Origin of the sequence: Janthinobacterium sp. BJB446 (assembly GCF_002735655.1) — a bacterium.
Classification (GTDB): domain Bacteria; phylum Pseudomonadota; class Gammaproteobacteria; order Burkholderiales; family Burkholderiaceae_D; genus Janthinobacterium; species Janthinobacterium lividum.
On the sequence record NZ_PDZK01000001.1, the window covers coordinates 1,110,040 to 1,125,267 of the forward strand.

Sequence of the window (15,228 nt, forward strand, 5' to 3'; positions counted from 1 at the left end):
GCACATGATGAAAAAAGAGGGTGCTGAAAATATTTCTTCCGAAGAGGTTTTTTTTACTGTGGAAGGAAAACTCACAGAATTTCATATGGCTGCAACAAATGTGAATTTACTTAGTAAAATTGAAAGAAGCCTTGCGGAAAAGAATCTGGCAGGTGGTGTCGCGGCCGCCATCAATGGCATGCCAGGGGCGTTGGCAAATGCAGCCATGCTGAGTTTTTACGATGGCGAAGATATGTACAATTTTGCCGGGTTGGTCAACGGGAAAGTAGTATGCGGTGTTTTTAGAGACGCTGACAAGATCAAGGATGGCGATATCGTCAAATTGGTGGTGACACAGAGAAAGGATGTACTGTATGTGCATAGTTTGCTCCGTATTGACGATAGTTTGTTGCTGATGCCACTGAATACCTATTGTGGAGAGCGAGCCTTTTTTTGGAATTGCATGAAATTTGCACGGAATATGATATTGTTTATGTGGGTTATGGCTTTTGCTGCATTTTTTTCCTATGTTGATATATCTGTTGAAAAAAAAGAATATATAATTTTGGCATGTGGCACTATATTCCTGGTTCCTTTGATTTTCTGGATTCCTTTCGAATATTGGAGCTTCAGAACCATGCGTGATTATTCGATATGTGCGACGGAAATTTTCTCTGCCCATGGCTTTCCAAGGCCAAGTGACTTTGATATGCGCGCTGGCGCTACTTTATTCAAGGATCATAGCTATGGTTTTATTGGATACAGTTGTGAATTGGCCTTGAAGAAACACATGTCGAAATACAAAATTCAATCTGCTTGATAATTTCCTCGATACATTTCCGTTACTTTTCAAGTTGGATCTGATTCGCTTCCTCCTCGAAATTGATGGCAGTGCTGTAAAGATATTGCCAGTTCAGCGATCGAGAAAATCATATGCATGAATTCTCCTATAAGTTGGTCAGCGGTGTTGTTGAGGATTTAAGAACTTCCGACATGCATGTGAATTATTTGAAGAGTGCCGAATCGTTCAAACGAATGTCCGGTTTGACCTCGATCGTGCAGGCTGCCACGGGTGAATCAGGCGCTGTTCACAGCGCACAGGCGGCCACAAGTGACGGAGATCCTGTCGCCGTCTTCAGCATGAGCGTGGGCGGCAAGTGGGTTAGCGGGAGTTTTTGGGAAGTAGGTTTTAGCGCCGGGGACGAGGTTCAGGTTGTTGGCTATCAAAAAGGCAATGACTTCATCGCTGTCGCAGTCGTTGATGTAAAGGAAAGCAAGATATGGATGCAACCACATTCTGAACGTGGAACACTCGCAAAAAAATATCATCTTTTAAAATGCTGTGGATATTCCTTTATTGGATTATGTATTTTTGAAATTTTATTGGGATTTTTTTCCGGTTTTCCAATGTGGTTTGTTTTGATTTGCTCTGCTTTCATTAATCCAATTATTTTGTTTGTAACTGTTGGCTTGAGTTGGAAGGACTTTATGGATTTTTCAAAGGAGATGAATAGAGTGGGGAAGGCACTTGGGATCGCTGATCCGGAAAAAATTGATCTTTTTAAAAGTACGAGAAAATTCAGAAAATCAGGAAAGCCCGCTTTGCCGATGGGCGTGTACTATCTTTAAATTAGATAAGTAAAATGTATGATCCCATTGATGTTCCTGATGAGCTGCTCCTCTCTGGAGTAGAAATGAAGCATCTTCATTTTTCTAGACAAGGATGGCGGCAGGTACTTAGAGTTCGATGCTCTGTCGGTCGTAATCGCGCGCCATCCCCCCGCGATGCAGTCGCGCGATTACTGGCAGACAGTACCCCTGTTTATTCCGCTTGGCCCAGGCTGACCAGCCGTGCCAGGGTCTCTTGCGCGTTCATGCTCTTGGCCAGCGAGACGGCAGTCATGCCGCGGCTGTCCACGGCATCGATGCGGGCGCCGTGCTGTAGCAGCAGGTCGAGGATGGCCAGGCGGTTGAACATGGCTGCCATCATCAACGGGGTCTTGCCGTCCGGGCTGGCGCCGTCCACCCTGGCGCCGTGCTGTAGCAGCAGCGCGGCGATGTCCAGGTAGCCTTTATAGGCCACGCCGGCCAGCGGCGTCTGGCCCTGGTCGTTGGGGACGTTGGCGTCGGCGCCCGCTTCGAGCAGTAGGCGCGATGTTTCCAGGTGGCCATGATAGCTGGCCAGCATGATCAGGCTGTCGCCTTTTTCGTTGCGGAAGTTGACTGGCACGCCTTGGGCCACCATGGCGCCCAGTTGTTGCGTATCGCCTTCGCGTACCAGGGCAAACAGGCCCTGGATGAATTCCAGCGTTTCGGCATCCATCGTTGCGGGGATTTTTCGTGCATCGGTGTTCATCGTGTTCTTTCCTTGAGGGGGGCTATGCCTGTAGTCTACTATGCGGCCGGCGCCAGCGCCTTTTGCCGCGAGGCAAGCACCGCGCCGATGAAGAGGGCGATGGCCGAGGCGATCAAGCCCCGTTCCAGTCCGGCCGGGCCGTCGGCGATCCAGCCAACCACGATGGGGCCGACGATCTGCCCCAGCGCAAAGACCGTCGTGTAGGCGCTGATGCCGGCTGTCCAGGATTGCTGCGGCAGGTTATGCCGCACCAGGGCCGTGGTCGACGCTACCACCGACAGGAATACGGCGCCGAAGACCAGGCCGGAGAGGAACACGACGGGTATGAAGCTCGTCAGCGCGGGCAGGATGGCCACCACGCCCAGCACGCCATTCAATATCGCCAGCGATTCGCCGCCCCTGTAGCGGTCCAGCATGCGCGCCCAGATGCGCGACGACGCCACCACCGCCAGGCCCAATAAAGTGTAGAACACGGTGACCAGGGTGGGCGGCATGCCTTGCTGCTTGAGCAGCGCGATGACAAAGGTCATGTAGCCGATGTAGCCGACGCCGAACATGAAGTAGCCGGCCAGGCTGGGGGTAAAGTCGCGCCAGGCGAAGCGCCGCGGCGTATCGACGGCGCGCGGCGCTTCGCCGATCGCTTTGGCCGGCAAGGCCATGATGGCGGTGGCCAGCAGGCAGGCGATGCCCAGTGCCAGCCAGGGCCATTGCCACGCATGCGCGGCGCCGTGTTCCCGGGCGGACGCCAACGCGGCCGGCACCAGCAGGGCAGACAAGGCAATGCCAAAGCCCGTGCCGCCATAGTACAGGCCGATGTAGAAGCCGGCGCGCTGGCTGTGCATGGAACCGAGCCGTGCCGCCAGCACGCCGCCGGCGATGAACATGAAGGCGCTGGCCACGCCCGCGCACACGCGCTGCAGGAACAGGGTGGTGGTGTCGCTGACGAGGCCCGACATCAGCATGAAGATGCTGGCCAGCACGGAACCGATGATCAGCAAGCGCCACACGCCCAGGCGGCGCATCAGGGCCGGCGTGGCCAGGGCGCCGAGAAAATAGCCGAGCGCATTGAAGGTGTTCATGGCCCCGGCCAGCAGGTAGGACCAGCCCAGGTCGGCACGCATGGGCGGAAGCAGCAAGCCATAGGAAAAGCGCGACAGGCCCAGGGCGACGGCCGCGCCCAGCGAAAGCGCCAGCGCCGTGGCCAGCGGATGGGCCGGGGAATGATCGTGTGTCGGCATGGCCTGGAGACCCGTCTAGATGAAAAGCGTGGAGTTGGCGCCGGGGTGGGGCAGGCCGGCGGGCAAGGTCTGTGGCGGCAGTGGCATACGGCGCTCACCGCAGGCCGTTTTTTACTGTCAAGTTAATGAATTGGCCTTGAGAAGTCAAGCCGCTGCCGCCTCCGTCCCGCAAGTCTGTTGCATGCGCAGCACTGGCAATAATGCAATCTTGTTATTGTTACTTTTGGATAGAATTGTGAGACATGCAATACCATATAATTGCAATTAGGAAATTAACTTGCCTAAAATCAATTTTGCAGGTTGCTCCTGATCCTCCATATCATAAGGGCACTATGAACAAGAATAAACCCGGCGCGTTGTTGATTGCAGCGCTGATTGGCGCGGCCTTGGCTGGCTGCGCTTCCGAAACCTCGCAAGCCGTGGCAGTCCCCACGGTTGCCAGTGCAGCCCGTCCCTACGTTGGTCCGCGCACCCTGATCGCTGTCGGTAAGTTCGACAACCGCTCGAACTTCATGCGCGGCATCTTTTCCGATGGCGTCGACCGCCTGGGCAGCCAGTCGAAAACGATCCTGATCGCGCACCTGCAAACGTCTAACCGTTTCAACGTGCTCGACCGCGACAACATGGCGGAACTCAAGCAGGAAGCCGAGTTCAAGAAGCAGGGCCAGAATATCAAGGGCGCCGATTTCGTCGTCACGGGCGACGTGACCGAATTCGGCCGCAAGGAAGTGGGCGACAAGCAATTGTTCGGCATCATGGGCCGCGGCAAGACGCAAGTGGCCTATGCCAAGGTCACCTTGAACGTCGTCAATATCGCTACGTCTGAAGTCGTGTTTTCGGCCGCTGGCGCCGGCGAATACAGCCTGTCGAACCGCGAAGTACTGGGTTTTGGCGGCACCGCCAGCTATGACGCGACCCTCAACGGCAAAGTCCTGGACCTGGCCATGCGCGAAGCGGTCGAGCGCCTGGTGGCTGGTGTCGAAGCCGGCGCAATGCGCAAACAATAAGGTATCCCATGAAAACAATGATGAACAAGGGCGCGGCCCTGCTGGCGCTGCTCGCCTGTGCCGCCCTGACCGGTTGCGCCACGCAATCGAAGACCCTGTACCAATGGGAAGGCTACCAGCCGCAAGTGTACGAATACCTGAAGGGTGAAAGCCCTGAACAGCAGATCGCCGCCATGGAAAAAGACTTGCAGGTGATCGGTGCGAAGGGCAACCATGCGCCACCGGGCTACCACGCCCACCTGGGCATGCTGTATTCGATCGCGGGCAAGCCGGAGCAGGTCGAAGCGCAGTTCGAAGACGAGAAAAAACTGTTCCCGGAATCGACGCCGTACATGGACTTCCTGTTGGGTAAATTGAAAAAAGGCGAGAAATTATGATGTCGCGCATGTTGAAAATGGCCCTGTGCCTGGGCCCCGCCATCTTCATGGTCGGTTGCGCCACCAAGCAGGCCGCGTATGATTACACGGCCTTCAAGGCTGCCAAGCCCCGCTCGATCGTGGTCTTGCCACCGCTGAACAACTCGCCGGAAGTCAATGCCGGCAACAGCGTCTACGCACAAGTGACCTATCCGCTGGCCGAGGCGGGCTACTACGTGCTGCCGGTGGCCGTGGTCGGTGAAACCTTCAAGCAGAACGGCTTGACGAATGCCGCCGATATCCATGGCGTCGATGCGAAAAAGCTCAACGAGATCTTTGGCGCCGATGCGGGCCTGTACGTGACGATCTCCAAGTACGGCACGACCTACGCCGTGATCGACAGCGTGACGGTGGTCTCGGTCGATGCCAAGCTGGTCGACCTGAAGACGGGCGCCTTGCTGTGGCAGGGTGCGGCCAGCGCGTCCAGCAACGAAGGCAATAACAGCGGTGGCGGCGGCCTGATCGGCGCGCTGGTGACGGCGGCCGTCAAGCAGATCATCAACACCAGCACCGATGCCAGCCATCCGCTCGCCGGCACGGCAAATGCGCGCATGCTGTCGGCCGGCGTGCCGAATGGCTTGCTGTACGGTCCCCGTTCGGAACGCTACCTGGCGCAGTAATCGTTCGCGAGTAGCGTGCCAAGGCCCTGCATCAGCCAGGGCATGAGCAGTGACAACCGGCGCCGGAGGAAATCGCGGACTCGTCCTCCGGCGCTGTCTTTCCTGAGTTCGTGCAGATTCCAGGCAGGGAACAAGCGATGGGCATTCAATTCAACGTCCGCTACAACGTGGAAACAGACGATTTGCAAGGCAACTCCGTGCTGGTTTTCCTGAAGCTGCAAAACCCGCAGGGCCATTACCACAGCCATGCCTGGCAAGTGTTGACGGGGTCGGCCGGCGCCACCGAATCGTTTCACTACGAGGACAGGATCTCGACCGACGTGAACAGTTTCGGCATCACCGGGAACACCATCGTCTCGGGCCGCCAGGTCATCGCGCCGGGACAGCTGCTGTCGGCCGTGAGCCCGCATGGCTTGTCGCCGCTGCTGCAGCCGGCCGCCGCCTCGCTGGCGCAATCGAAGCTGACGCCGGCGCAATGCGGCGTCATGAACGAGACCAGCCCATTCATCCCATTCAGCTGCAACTGGTACGTGAACGACCGGCCGGTCGCGACCATGTCCGATGTCGACGCCAACATGACGGTCGGTTTCGAATACCTGCCCAGCCTCTATTTTGTGGTCGCCATGCGGCCAGCGGCGGGCCAGACCTACAGCCTGGAGAGCTTCCAGGACATGACGCAGTATGCGATGCCGGTTTCGGCTACCGAAGTGGACGTGACCTTGCACCGCAGCCAGGACGCGTGGCGCTTCGACTTCGCCGCCCGCTAGCGCGCGCCGCGACCGCCACGGCTCACACTTCGACGGCCAGGTCGTCGAAGTCGGCCAGGGTGCCGCCGTTGGCGATCAGCTGCTCGAAGCTGTGCTTGCGGCGCGCGTCGATGTGCGTATTGCTGACGCCGCGCTTCCAGTAACCGGCCACCAGCACCTGTTCCTTGTCCAGGCCTGCATCGATGCGGAAGTGCTGGCGGATGGCGCGCATTTCATCGCGTTCGCCCGCGCCCCATATCGCGTAATCGTGCGGATCTTGTAACGCCCTGGCCTGGGCGGCCAGCGGCCCGTCCGGCGCCACGTGGGCCGTGCCGAGGCGCTGCAATGCCAGGCCCGGCACCTCGGGTAATTCCTGGAACGCCGCTTCATCATCGGTCACCACCCAGCCGATGCCGCTCGCGCCGGCGGGCCACTGCTGCAGCATGGCGTACAGCGCGGGTATGCCCGTCTCGTCGAGGAAGAGGGCGAGCTTGCGTTCGCCGCCCCCTGGCACTGTGAACTGCGGGCGCGGCCCCGTCAGGCGGAATGCGTCGCCCACGCGCAGGCTGTCGCCCCAGCGCATCATGGGGCTGGCATGTTCATGCAGCACGATATCGAAGGTAAACGCTGACGCCGCCGCGTCATAGCTGCGCACGGTGTAGATGCGCGAGGCGCCGCCATCGACAGCGCCGTCGAGATGGATGCGGAAGGCCACGTTGGGCAGCGCCCAGTGCGGATCGTCGCCCGAGCGGGCCAGACTGGCCGTCACGCGCAGCACGCTGGGAACGGGGCGCGTGATGGCGACGACGCTGGCCGTGACTGCATGCAGGCTGCGGTCATGCTCGGCGTTGCGCAAGGCGCCGCCCGATTGCGGTTCTGGGGGTGTTGCCATGGTAAGTACTCCTGTATCTTGGGTAATTAGTTTCATCATGCTAAACTAATTGCGGAAAAACGACAACGCAGCAGCCGCCACGGAAAATAATCATGACTATCGCCACCGATACCCCGCGCCCCGGGCGTCCCCCCAGCATCACGCGCGCGCGCATTGCCGACGCCGGCATCACCATGGGCTTGCCCGCCATGACCTTTACGGGCGTGGCCGCCTTGCTCGGCGTCAGCCACGTGGCGCTGTACAAGCACGTGGCACACCTGGCCGAGCTCAAGCTGCTGGTGGCTGCGGAGATTTTTGCGCGCTGGCAATTGCCGGCGCCCGGGGAGGATGACCTGGAGCACTACCTGCTGCGTTTCAGCGCTTCGCTGCGCCAGCTGGTCAAGTCGCATCCCGGCCTGGCGCCCTATCTGCTGCGCCGGAAAGCGACGCCACCGGCCATGCTGGCGCGCATCGAGGCCCACCAGGCGCAGGTGGCGCACGACTATCAGCTGCCGCTGGAGCGCGCCCGCTGGCTGCTGTCGACCGTGGCGTTTCACTGCGTGGCCCTGGCCGACACCGTGTATGCGTCGGCCGGCGAGGCATGGCAGGACGGGGACGCGGACGACATGGCCATTGAGGCCGAGTTCGACCTGGGCATGCGCGCGCTGGTCATCGGGGTGCTGACGATGCGGCCGTAATGGCGCGCAATATTGCCAGAACTATAACTTCGTCAGGCTCAGCTTGCTTGCATGGCCAGCCTGCGCCGGCGCCAGAACGGCGCTGACGGCCAGCGCGTTTCCTGGCCGTAGCAGTACGCCAGGTGGCGTTCGTACGCCGCGCTGATGGCTGTCAGTTCCCCATTGTATTTATGATAGGCATTCACGTCGCCGTGCAGCGTGCGGTCGGCGGCCGCGGCCGCGGCCAGGCCCGTGTACAGGGCGTTGAAGATGCCTTGCGATGACAGCGGATCGAAGCTCAGCGCGGCGTCGCCGACGGCGAACCAGCCTGGGCCGGCGCCGGCGTCCAGGGTCGCCGTATGCGCGGGCGTGGCCATGGCGAGTGTCTCGGCCGCATAGCCTTGCTGCTCCAGCAATTCCCGCGTGGCCGGCAAGCGGCGCGCCGCCGCTTCCAGCCAGCCGGCATCGCGCAAGATGTTGGTGTCGAGCAAGTCCGCATCCGTATGCAGGGCCAGCACGCGGCGCTTGCCGGGCAGGGGCGCGCTGTACCACCAGCCGTCTTCGCACGCCTCGATGTGGGCAAAGCCCCGCGCGGAGGGCGTGCGATCCTGCCCGTATTGCCATACCGATACCAGCCGGTCGCCGCGCTGGCGCCGCGCCCCGATTCTGCGGGCCAGCCGGGCGTTGCGTCCCGTGGCGTCGATGATGATGCGCGCCGCCGCGTCGCAGGGGCCGTGCTGCGTTAGCAGGTGTACTTTCCAGCCGGCATCGTCCGGTACGATGCCCACGATCTTGGCCGAAGCCAGCAGGGCGGCGCCGCGCCGGCGCGCCTCGTCGCGCAGCCACAGGTCGAAGGTGCCGCGCGCCAGGTGCCAGCCGTGCCCGTCGGGATCGCTGAGGAAGTGGTGTTCCGTCCAGGCGCCGTTCCACCAGGCGCGGTTGCCGTGGTAGGGCGCATGGCCCTGGCGCAGGAAGGCGTCAAGCAAGCCCATGTCCTGCAACAGGCGCGCGGCGGCCGGCGGCAGCGATTCGCCGATGCGCGCCAGCGGGCCGGCCAGCCGGTCGACCAGCAAGACCCGGTGCCGCCCCGCCAGGTTCAGCGCGGCCGTGGCGCCGGCCGGACCGGCGCCAACGATGAGCACGTCGGCCTGCAGCTGGGTCACAAGCGGTGTCGCTGCAGATGGCGCGCTTTTTCCGTGCCTTCCAGGTCGACGTCGACGAACTCGTCCGGTATGCCCGCCGCCGCGCGCAACTGGTGCTTGCCGGCTATCGGCTGCGGCAGGTTTTCCACCTGCAGGAAGGCAGGGAAGCCCGTCACGTCTGTGGGGCCTGGGCGTACTTCCACCACGCCCACTTGCGCCAAGTCGGCGATCATGTTGTTGATCTGCTCTTCATAGCTGATGTTGCCCAGCGGACGTATCCACGCGGCGCGCCGGGCGAAGGCGGCCAGGCGGTCGTCGACGGGAACTTCGCGGTTCATCACCGTGTCGTAGGCGAGCTTGCTCATCACCTGGTTGGGCACGCGCGCGGGCCAGAACGTGGGTACGTAGGGATCGTAGTCGGACTGGTAGCCGGAGCGGCAGCTGGCCGTGTCCGTCTGCCATGGCACGGCCATCCAGCGCGTCACGCCGCCGGCGATCTGCGCCGAGCAGGGGCTGCTGATATTGTCCGGTGTCAAGACGGCGCCGTAGTCGGGCTCCACCCAGCCGGGCGGCCGGTGCGCCAGGCGGAACGGTGCGCTGTACATGCTGGCCTGACGCATGGGCCAGGTCATTTCGCAGCCGGGGTGGAAGGCGTCGGCCAGGCAGAATTCCATGGCCGCGCGCAGCAGGGTGTCCGGTTGCTGCGCCAGTTCCACGTCGGCCAGGCTTTGCGGCGGCGTCTTGCCGGGCGCGTAGTCGTCCGTGAACTTGCCGTCGGCCCATTGCTTGAGGAAGCGCAATTGCAAATTGCTCAGCGCGCAGTTCTGGCGCGGCGTGTCTGCCGGCGGGATGGCCATCGCATCGCCATACAGCCACGGCCACGGCGATGGCGCCCAGGCGTCGCGCTCGAACTGGCGGAACTGGTTATAGATGACGTTGCGCCACTCCTTGCGGTTGTCGGACGGGCTGGCCAGGCGCGCCATCCATTCGTCGCGGCTGAACGGCGTGCTGCCATCCCAGCCAAAGGCGGCCGCAAAGCCGGCATTCACCCATTGCAGATTGGACAGGCGCTCGAAAATGGGGCGGATATCGTCCTGGAACGAGGGAACGGCAGGCGCGGCAATTTTGCCTTCGGAAACAAACAAGTCGCGCATCAAGTCCCACATGGTGCGCACCGACTTTTGCTGCGGTGCATAGTCGGGCGGCGCGACGACCACCCAGGCCATGTCGACGGGCAAGGCATGGCCCTGGTAGTGGACCTTGGCGCAGACGGGGCCGTCGGCCGTGTCGTCATGCCAGCCTTCGTTGTTGGCGAAGGTGATGGCGCGCGCGCCATTCCATGAGGCCGACTTGCCATGGCCGCCCAGCACGATCAGCCGTCCCATGGCATCCGTGCGCAATTCGCCCAGGTAGACGGGCGTGCCCATGAAGCGGCCGCTGTCGAAGGCCACGCCTTGGCTGTCGCTGCCGCTGATCTTGCGCTCGCCCGGCGTGATGGACAGTTGCGCGCGGTCGGTGACGGCCATGTTGCGCAGGAACGAGGGCTGGGTGACATTCGCCTCGGGAATATCGAGCGCGATCTGGAACTGGTACCACGCCGCCTTGGTGTTGGCCAGGGTGACGGACCATTCGATGTCGGCATTGCTGGCGTTCAATTCGGCCACCGCCACGCCGGCCGCGTTCAGGCCGTAGATGCGAAAGCTGGCCGCCTGGCGCTTGATGGCCCCGGACGCATCGCGGTAATAACCGGCCGGCCGTGCCGCCGGTTCCGGCACCTCCGGTCCCAGAAAGTACTCGCTGGGGCTGTTGCCCACGCGGGCAATGCCGATGGGCGGATAAATCGCCGCCTTGACGATGACGGTATCCAAAGTGGGGGTGGACATGGCGGGCCTTTCCAGATGCGTGGAGGGAAGGAAAATATACCGCATAAAAAATGCGCCAAATGCGCACATAGTCACGCTGGCGTGAAATCGGGCGCCAGGCCGGGCAATTCAGTTGCTGCGGAGATTGACTTGTTGCCGGCACGCAGGTATCTTGGATCGGCATTGCCTGTTTATCAATATATAAGATAATGTATTGATCCGATATTTTTCTATGCAACCTTTAAGGAATGATATGAAAATCAAGGCTATTTTCTGTGTTGGCGCGCTATCCCTGCTGGCTTTTCTGCCGGTATCGCAAGCGGCCCAGCCTGGCGAGGCGCTCGCTGCGGCGGTACCGCTTGCGAAAGGTGCGGCCCTGTTTCCGCAAGAAGGCAATATTCCACCGTTCCGCGGGTCCGGGTCCAGGTAAGGCCACCGCGGCAGGTCCTGCGGCGCGGCGCCAGTCAAGGTAAGATGGTGACTTTTTCAAGACATTGAGAGGCCCGGGTGCGCGTGTTGCTGGTGGAAGACGATCCGATGATCGGGGAAAGCCTGGTCGAGGGCTTGCGCGGCGAGTGCTATGCCGTGGACTGGGTGCGCGATGGCCACGATGCGGAGCTGGCGCTGGCCGGCTTCGCCTACGATTTGATGCTGCTGGACCTGGGCTTGCCCGGCAAGGAGGGCATGGACGTGCTGCGCACCATGCGTGCGCGGGGCGCCGAGTTGCCCGTGCTGATCATCACGGCGCGCGACGGTACGCCGGCCCGCGTCGACGGGCTCGACAGCGGCGCCGACGATTACCTGGTCAAGCCGTTTGACCTCGACGAGCTGCTGGCGCGCATCCGCGCGCTGCTGCGCCGCCGGGTCAGCCGTTCGCGCTCCGTCATCGAGCACGGCGCGCTGATCCTCGACCTGGCCAGCCACGAGGTCACGTTCGAGGGCGAATTGATCAAGCTGCCGCCGCGCGAGTTTTCCGTGCTGCGCGCCTTGCTCGACCATCCGGGCAAGGTGGTGTCGAAGCGCCAGCTGAGCGAAAAGCTGTATGGCTGGGATTGCGAAGTGGAAAGCAATACCGTCGATGTGTACGTGTACCAGCTGCGCAAGAAGCTCGGTGCCGACTGCATCCAGACCGTGCGCGGCGTGGGCTACAAGATGCGGGTAGCATCTTGCTGACCATCCGCCGCCAATTGCTGCTCGGTTTGCTGGCCGCCACCTTGCTGTGCGTGCTCGGCGCCGGCATTTCGCTGTTCCGTTCGCTGCTGGAAGAAACCAATGAACTGGCCGATCTGCAGCTGCGCCAGCTGGCCGTGGCCTTGCCCGACGAATTCGAGACGCAGACGGGCCTGGCCGCCGCGCAAGACCCGGAAGAAGCGTTCGTGCTGCAGGCCTGGGACGAGGATGGCCAGCCATTGCCCGTCCTGCAGGGCCAGCCGGCACTGCCGCGCTATGCGCTGGCCGGTTTTGCCGATGTCGTGCTGCACGGCGAGGACTGGCGCCTGTACGGCGAAACGCGGCGCGGCCGCTACGTGCAGGTGGCGCAGGCGCAGGCCGTGCGCGACCAGCTGGCCTGGCAGATGACCATGCGGGCCGGCGCGCCCCTGCTGGTGTTCGCACTGATCCTGGCGCTGCTGATCGTCGTCGTCGTGGGGCGGGCGCTGGCGCCGCTGCACCGGCTGGCCGAATCCGTGGCGGGCCGTTCACCGGATGCGCTCACGCCGCTGGCGGCCGACGACATGCCGCCCGAACTGCGGCCCGTGGCGCTGGCGTTGAATAGCCTGATGGGGCAGTTCGAAGCGGCGCTGACGGCGCAGCGCACCTTTGTTGCCGATGCGGCGCATGAATTGCGCTCGCCGCTGACGGCGCTGAAACTGCAGCTGCAGGTGGCCGAGCGGGCCGGCAGCGAGGAAGAACGCCGCGTGGCGCTGGCGCGGCTGCATGAGCGGCTGGATCGCAGCACGCACCTCGTGCGTCAGCTGCTCAGCCTGGCGCGCCATGAAACGGCGCTGGCGGCCAGTCAGCTGCACACGGTGGACCTGGGACAATTGCTGGAAGCGGCCGTGGCCGACCACAGCGCGCTGGCCGACAGCCGGGAGATCGACCTGGGCGTGGTGGAAACGTTGCCGGCCAGGGTGCTGGTACAGGCCGATCCCGATGGCTTGCAAGTGTTGCTGAATAACCTGATCGACAACGCCTTGCGCTACACGCAGCAGGGCGGCAGGGTCGACTTGCAGGCGGCCGTGGAAGAGGGCCGGCCCCTGCTGCGCGTGTCCGACAACGGCCCCGGCGTGCCGCAACAACACCACGCGCGCCTGTTCGACCGCTTCTTCCGCCCCGACGGCAACGACGCCTGGGGCTGCGGCCTGGGCCTGTCCATCGTGCGCCACATCGCCGAGCACCACCAGGCCGATATCGCGCTGGCCGAGGGCGAGGCGGGGCGGGGCCTGCAGGTGACGGTGCGTTTTCCGTAAGCGGCCTGAACGGACAAAAAAAAGCGGATGCCGGTCAGGGCATCCGCTTTTCAATCACGGGCGAGGCGCTTACGCCAGCTCGGTGATGAATTGCTCGCGCGCAGGGCGCACTTTTTTCAAGTCCACCAGCCAGTCGCCTGCGTCGGCGCGGTAGCCGAGCGGCAGCATGACGACGGAACGCAGACCTTTTTCACGCAGGTTCAGGATTTCATCGACCTTGGCTGGATCAAACCCTTCCATCGGCGTCGAATCGACCTTTTCCTGGGCCGCGGCGATCAGGGCCGTGCCGACGCCGATGTAGGCCTGGCGCGCCGCGTGCTGGTAGTTGGTTTCCGCATCGCGCTGCGGATACGTGGCCAGGATTTGCTGGCGGTAGGCTTCCCAACCTTCATTCTTGAAGCCGCGCACGGTGTTGACCAGGTCAAAGCGCGCGTTGATGCGTTCTGCCGTGTAATTGTCCCAGGCGGCGAACACCAGCAGGTGCGAGGCGTCCGTCACTTGCGACTGGTTCCATGCATGCGGCTTGATCTGTTCGCGCAGGGCCGGATTCGTCACGACGAAGACTTCGTAAGGATGCAGTCCGCTGGAGCTGGCCGTCAGGCGCACGGCTTCCAGGATGCGCTCGACCTTGTCTTGCGGCACCGTTTTTGTCGGGTCCATCTTCTTGGTGGCGTAGCGCCATTGCAGTGTTTCGAGCAGTGCGGACATATAAATCCCTTTCATAATGAATAGTTCAGATTGGAAATGATAGCGGATTCAGGCATTTCAAGTGCGGCGGGCAAAAGAACTTGTATAGCCGAGCCAGGCACGGTTGTCTACAGGCCAAGCATGGCAAGCTCATGCTGCGGATAGCGCGCGCCCTGCACGGCGGCGGGAGCGATGGCGGCGCCGATGGCGCCCAGCTCGGCTTTGTTCAGGGTAATCCGCGCGGCGGCCACAATCTCTTCCAGGTGCGCCAGGCTGCGGGCGCCCGGTATCGGCACGATATCGCTGCCTTGGGCCAGCAGCCAGGCCAGGGCCAGCTGGGCCGCCGTGGCGCCGCGCGCCGCCGCCAGGCGCTGCAGTTCAGCTACCAGCTTCGCGTTGGCTTCCATCGCCTGCGGCTGGAAACGGGGCAGGCTGTGGCGGTAGTCGTCTGGCGCCAGCGCGGCGCTGGATGCGAGCCGGCCCGTCAGGAAGCCCCGGCCCAGCGGGCTGTACGGCACGAAGCCGATACCGAGCGCGCGGCAAGCGGGCAGCACCTCGGCCTCCACATCGCGGCTCCACAGCGAATACTCGGACTGGACGGCCGCAATCGGATGCACGGCGTGGGCGCGGCGCAGGGTGGCGGCCGACACTTCCGACAGCCCCAGGTGGCGCACCTTGCCGGCCCGCACCAGATCCGCCATGGCGCCGACGACGTCTTCGATGGGCACGGCGGGGTCCACGCGGTGCTGGTACAGCAAGTCGATGCAATCGATGCCCAGCCGGGACAGCGACGCTTCCACGGCCCGGACGATGTGTCCGGGGCGGCTGTCGACGCCCGCCATGCGTTCCACGCCCTGGCCGTGGGGCAAGATTCTGAAGCCGAACTTGGTGGCGATGCTGACCTTGCCGCGCAGCTCCTTCAGGGCGCGGCCTACCAAGTCCTCGTTGGCGTAGGGGCCGTAGACTTCCGCCGTATCGATCAGGGTCACGCCCAGTTCCACGGCGCGGTGCAATACGCGCAGCGAGGTGGCCTCGTCGGCGCCGCCGTAGGCAAAGCTCATGCCCATGCAGCCCAGGCCGATGGGGGCGACGCGCAAGCCGGAGTTGCCCAGTGTTCTGTGTTCCATTTTTCACTCCTCTTCAAAAAAAGATGCAAGGA

At 62.5% G+C, this 15,228-nt stretch carries 17 protein-coding genes; 10 read left to right on the top strand and 7 right to left on the bottom strand.

Annotation, left to right across the window (positions count from 1 at the left end; genetic code table 11):
- Nucleotides 1-4 precede the first annotated feature (4 nt).
- Both CSQ92_RS04975 and CSQ92_RS28580 read left to right on the top strand, forming a co-directional pair.
- Nucleotides 5-799: a hypothetical protein gene (locus tag CSQ92_RS04975; protein ID WP_099393386.1), complete on the top strand. Its 795-nt coding sequence runs from the start codon at nucleotides 5-7 to the stop codon at nucleotides 797-799.
- A 113-nt stretch (nucleotides 800-912) separates the two neighbouring features.
- Nucleotides 913-1,608 carry a putative type VI secretion system effector gene (locus CSQ92_RS28580; RefSeq protein WP_143450280.1) on the top strand — a complete coding sequence of 232 codons (696 nt, stop codon included), beginning with the start codon at nucleotides 913-915 and terminating at the stop codon, nucleotides 1,606-1,608.
- A 193-nt stretch (nucleotides 1,609-1,801) separates the two neighbouring features.
- On the opposite strand, the gene CSQ92_RS04990 is transcribed toward CSQ92_RS28580, so the two are convergent.
- Both CSQ92_RS04990 and CSQ92_RS04995 read right to left on the bottom strand, forming a co-directional pair.
- Nucleotides 1,802-2,335, bottom strand: coding sequence for an ankyrin repeat domain-containing protein (locus tag CSQ92_RS04990; protein WP_099393389.1), 534 nt, complete (start codon nucleotides 2,333-2,335; stop codon nucleotides 1,802-1,804).
- Nucleotides 2,336-2,373: 38 nt separating this feature from the next.
- Nucleotides 2,374-3,573, bottom strand: a complete 1,200-nt coding sequence (locus tag CSQ92_RS04995; RefSeq protein ID WP_099393390.1) for a YbfB/YjiJ family MFS transporter — start codon at nucleotides 3,571-3,573, stop codon at nucleotides 2,374-2,376.
- 332 nt (nucleotides 3,574-3,905) lie between these two features.
- Here CSQ92_RS04995 and CSQ92_RS05000 point away from each other — a divergent pair, with 332 nt between their 5' ends.
- The 4 genes from CSQ92_RS05000 to CSQ92_RS05015 all read left to right on the top strand — a co-directional run bounded on the left by CSQ92_RS05000 (nucleotide 3,906) and on the right by CSQ92_RS05015 (nucleotide 6,383).
- Complete coding sequence (locus CSQ92_RS05000; RefSeq protein WP_034788077.1) at nucleotides 3,906-4,580, top strand: CsgG/HfaB family protein; 675 nt, start codon at nucleotides 3,906-3,908, stop codon at nucleotides 4,578-4,580.
- A gap of 8 nt (nucleotides 4,581-4,588) precedes the next feature.
- Nucleotides 4,589-4,957, top strand: coding sequence for a DUF4810 domain-containing protein (locus tag CSQ92_RS05005; protein ID WP_257219124.1), 369 nt, complete (start codon nucleotides 4,589-4,591; stop codon nucleotides 4,955-4,957).
- A complete protein-coding gene (locus CSQ92_RS05010) occupies nucleotides 4,954-5,616 on the top strand; it encodes a DUF799 domain-containing protein (protein WP_099393391.1) in 663 nt (220 codons plus the stop codon). Before CSQ92_RS05005 ends, CSQ92_RS05010 begins: the two co-directional genes overlap by 4 nt.
- A 137-nt stretch (nucleotides 5,617-5,753) precedes the next feature.
- Nucleotides 5,754-6,383: a hypothetical protein gene (locus CSQ92_RS05015; RefSeq protein WP_099393392.1), complete on the top strand. Its 630-nt coding sequence runs from the start codon at nucleotides 5,754-5,756 to the stop codon at nucleotides 6,381-6,383.
- Nucleotides 6,384-6,405: 22 nt separating this feature from the next.
- Here the strand turns inward: CSQ92_RS05015 and CSQ92_RS05020 are convergent, their stop codons facing one another.
- The gene (locus CSQ92_RS05020) at nucleotides 6,406-7,254 is read right to left on the bottom strand and encodes a siderophore-interacting protein (RefSeq protein WP_099393393.1); all 849 of its coding nucleotides are present in this window, start codon (nucleotides 7,252-7,254) and stop codon (nucleotides 6,406-6,408) included.
- A 92-nt stretch (nucleotides 7,255-7,346) separates the two neighbouring features.
- On the opposite strand from CSQ92_RS05020, the gene CSQ92_RS05025 reads away from it, so the two are divergent.
- Nucleotides 7,347-7,931: a TetR/AcrR family transcriptional regulator gene (locus CSQ92_RS05025; protein ID WP_180276934.1), complete on the top strand. Its 585-nt coding sequence runs from the start codon at nucleotides 7,347-7,349 to the stop codon at nucleotides 7,929-7,931.
- A 38-nt stretch (nucleotides 7,932-7,969) separates the two neighbouring features.
- Here CSQ92_RS05025 and CSQ92_RS05030 read toward each other — a convergent pair whose 3' ends face one another.
- Complete coding sequence (locus tag CSQ92_RS05030) at nucleotides 7,970-9,073, bottom strand: tryptophan 7-halogenase (protein WP_099393395.1); 1,104 nt, start codon at nucleotides 9,071-9,073, stop codon at nucleotides 7,970-7,972.
- A complete protein-coding gene (locus CSQ92_RS05035; RefSeq protein ID WP_143450281.1) occupies nucleotides 9,070-10,935 on the bottom strand; it encodes a LodA/GoxA family CTQ-dependent oxidase in 1,866 nt (621 codons plus the stop codon). Before CSQ92_RS05035 ends, CSQ92_RS05030 begins: the two co-directional genes overlap by 4 nt.
- 232 nt (nucleotides 10,936-11,167) lie before the next feature.
- Here CSQ92_RS05035 and CSQ92_RS28990 point away from each other — a divergent pair, with 232 nt between their 5' ends.
- The 3 genes from CSQ92_RS28990 (at nucleotide 11,168) to CSQ92_RS05045 (ending at nucleotide 13,382) form a co-directional block, all read left to right on the top strand.
- Entirely contained in the window at nucleotides 11,168-11,344 is a 177-nt protein-coding gene (locus tag CSQ92_RS28990) for a hypothetical protein (protein WP_180276935.1), read from the top strand.
- A 77-nt stretch (nucleotides 11,345-11,421) separates the two neighbouring features.
- Entirely contained in the window at nucleotides 11,422-12,087 is a 666-nt protein-coding gene (locus CSQ92_RS05040) for a response regulator transcription factor (protein WP_034788094.1), read from the top strand.
- Nucleotides 12,081-13,382: an ATP-binding protein gene (locus tag CSQ92_RS05045; RefSeq protein ID WP_143450282.1), complete on the top strand. Its 1,302-nt coding sequence runs from the start codon at nucleotides 12,081-12,083 to the stop codon at nucleotides 13,380-13,382. The genes CSQ92_RS05040 and CSQ92_RS05045 overlap by 7 nt, the downstream gene beginning before the upstream one ends.
- 69 nt (nucleotides 13,383-13,451) lie before the next feature.
- On the opposite strand, the gene CSQ92_RS05050 is transcribed toward CSQ92_RS05045, so the two are convergent.
- Nucleotides 13,452-14,090 carry an NAD(P)H-dependent oxidoreductase gene (locus CSQ92_RS05050; RefSeq protein WP_034788098.1) on the bottom strand — a complete coding sequence of 213 codons (639 nt, stop codon included), beginning with the start codon at nucleotides 14,088-14,090 and terminating at the stop codon, nucleotides 13,452-13,454.
- A gap of 107 nt (nucleotides 14,091-14,197) precedes the next feature.
- The gene (locus tag CSQ92_RS05055; protein WP_099393398.1) at nucleotides 14,198-15,196 is read right to left on the bottom strand and encodes an aldo/keto reductase; all 999 of its coding nucleotides are present in this window, start codon (nucleotides 15,194-15,196) and stop codon (nucleotides 14,198-14,200) included.
- Nucleotides 15,197-15,228: the final 32 nt, after the last annotated feature.

Excerpts from the sequence above, each read along its gene's own strand:
- CSQ92_RS04975 (WP_099393386.1), top strand. The coding sequence starts at position 5 with ATGATGAAAAAAGAGGGTGCTGAAAATATTTCTTCCGAAGAGGTTTTT.
- CSQ92_RS28580 (WP_143450280.1), top strand. The coding sequence starts at position 913 with ATGCATGAATTCTCCTATAAGTTGGTCAGCGGTGTTGTTGAGGATTTA.
- CSQ92_RS04990 (WP_099393389.1), bottom strand. The coding sequence starts at position 2,335 with ATGAACACCGATGCACGAAAAATCCCCGCAACGATGGATGCCGAAACG.
- CSQ92_RS04995 (WP_099393390.1), bottom strand. The coding sequence starts at position 3,573 with ATGCCGACACACGATCATTCCCCGGCCCATCCGCTGGCCACGGCGCTG.
- CSQ92_RS05000 (WP_034788077.1), top strand. The coding sequence starts at position 3,906 with ATGAACAAGAATAAACCCGGCGCGTTGTTGATTGCAGCGCTGATTGGC.
- CSQ92_RS05005 (WP_257219124.1), top strand. The coding sequence starts at position 4,589 with ATGAAAACAATGATGAACAAGGGCGCGGCCCTGCTGGCGCTGCTCGCC.
- CSQ92_RS05010 (WP_099393391.1), top strand. The coding sequence starts at position 4,954 with ATGATGTCGCGCATGTTGAAAATGGCCCTGTGCCTGGGCCCCGCCATC.
- CSQ92_RS05015 (WP_099393392.1), top strand. The coding sequence starts at position 5,754 with ATGGGCATTCAATTCAACGTCCGCTACAACGTGGAAACAGACGATTTG.
- CSQ92_RS05020 (WP_099393393.1), bottom strand. The coding sequence starts at position 7,254 with ATGGCAACACCCCCAGAACCGCAATCGGGCGGCGCCTTGCGCAACGCC.
- CSQ92_RS05025 (WP_180276934.1), top strand. The coding sequence starts at position 7,347 with ATGACTATCGCCACCGATACCCCGCGCCCCGGGCGTCCCCCCAGCATC.
- CSQ92_RS05035 (WP_143450281.1), bottom strand. The coding sequence starts at position 10,935 with ATGTCCACCCCCACTTTGGATACCGTCATCGTCAAGGCGGCGATTTAT.
- CSQ92_RS28990 (WP_180276935.1), top strand. The coding sequence starts at position 11,168 with ATGAAAATCAAGGCTATTTTCTGTGTTGGCGCGCTATCCCTGCTGGCT.
- CSQ92_RS05050 (WP_034788098.1), bottom strand. The coding sequence starts at position 14,090 with ATGTCCGCACTGCTCGAAACACTGCAATGGCGCTACGCCACCAAGAAG.
- CSQ92_RS05055 (WP_099393398.1), bottom strand. The coding sequence starts at position 15,196 with ATGGAACACAGAACACTGGGCAACTCCGGCTTGCGCGTCGCCCCCATC.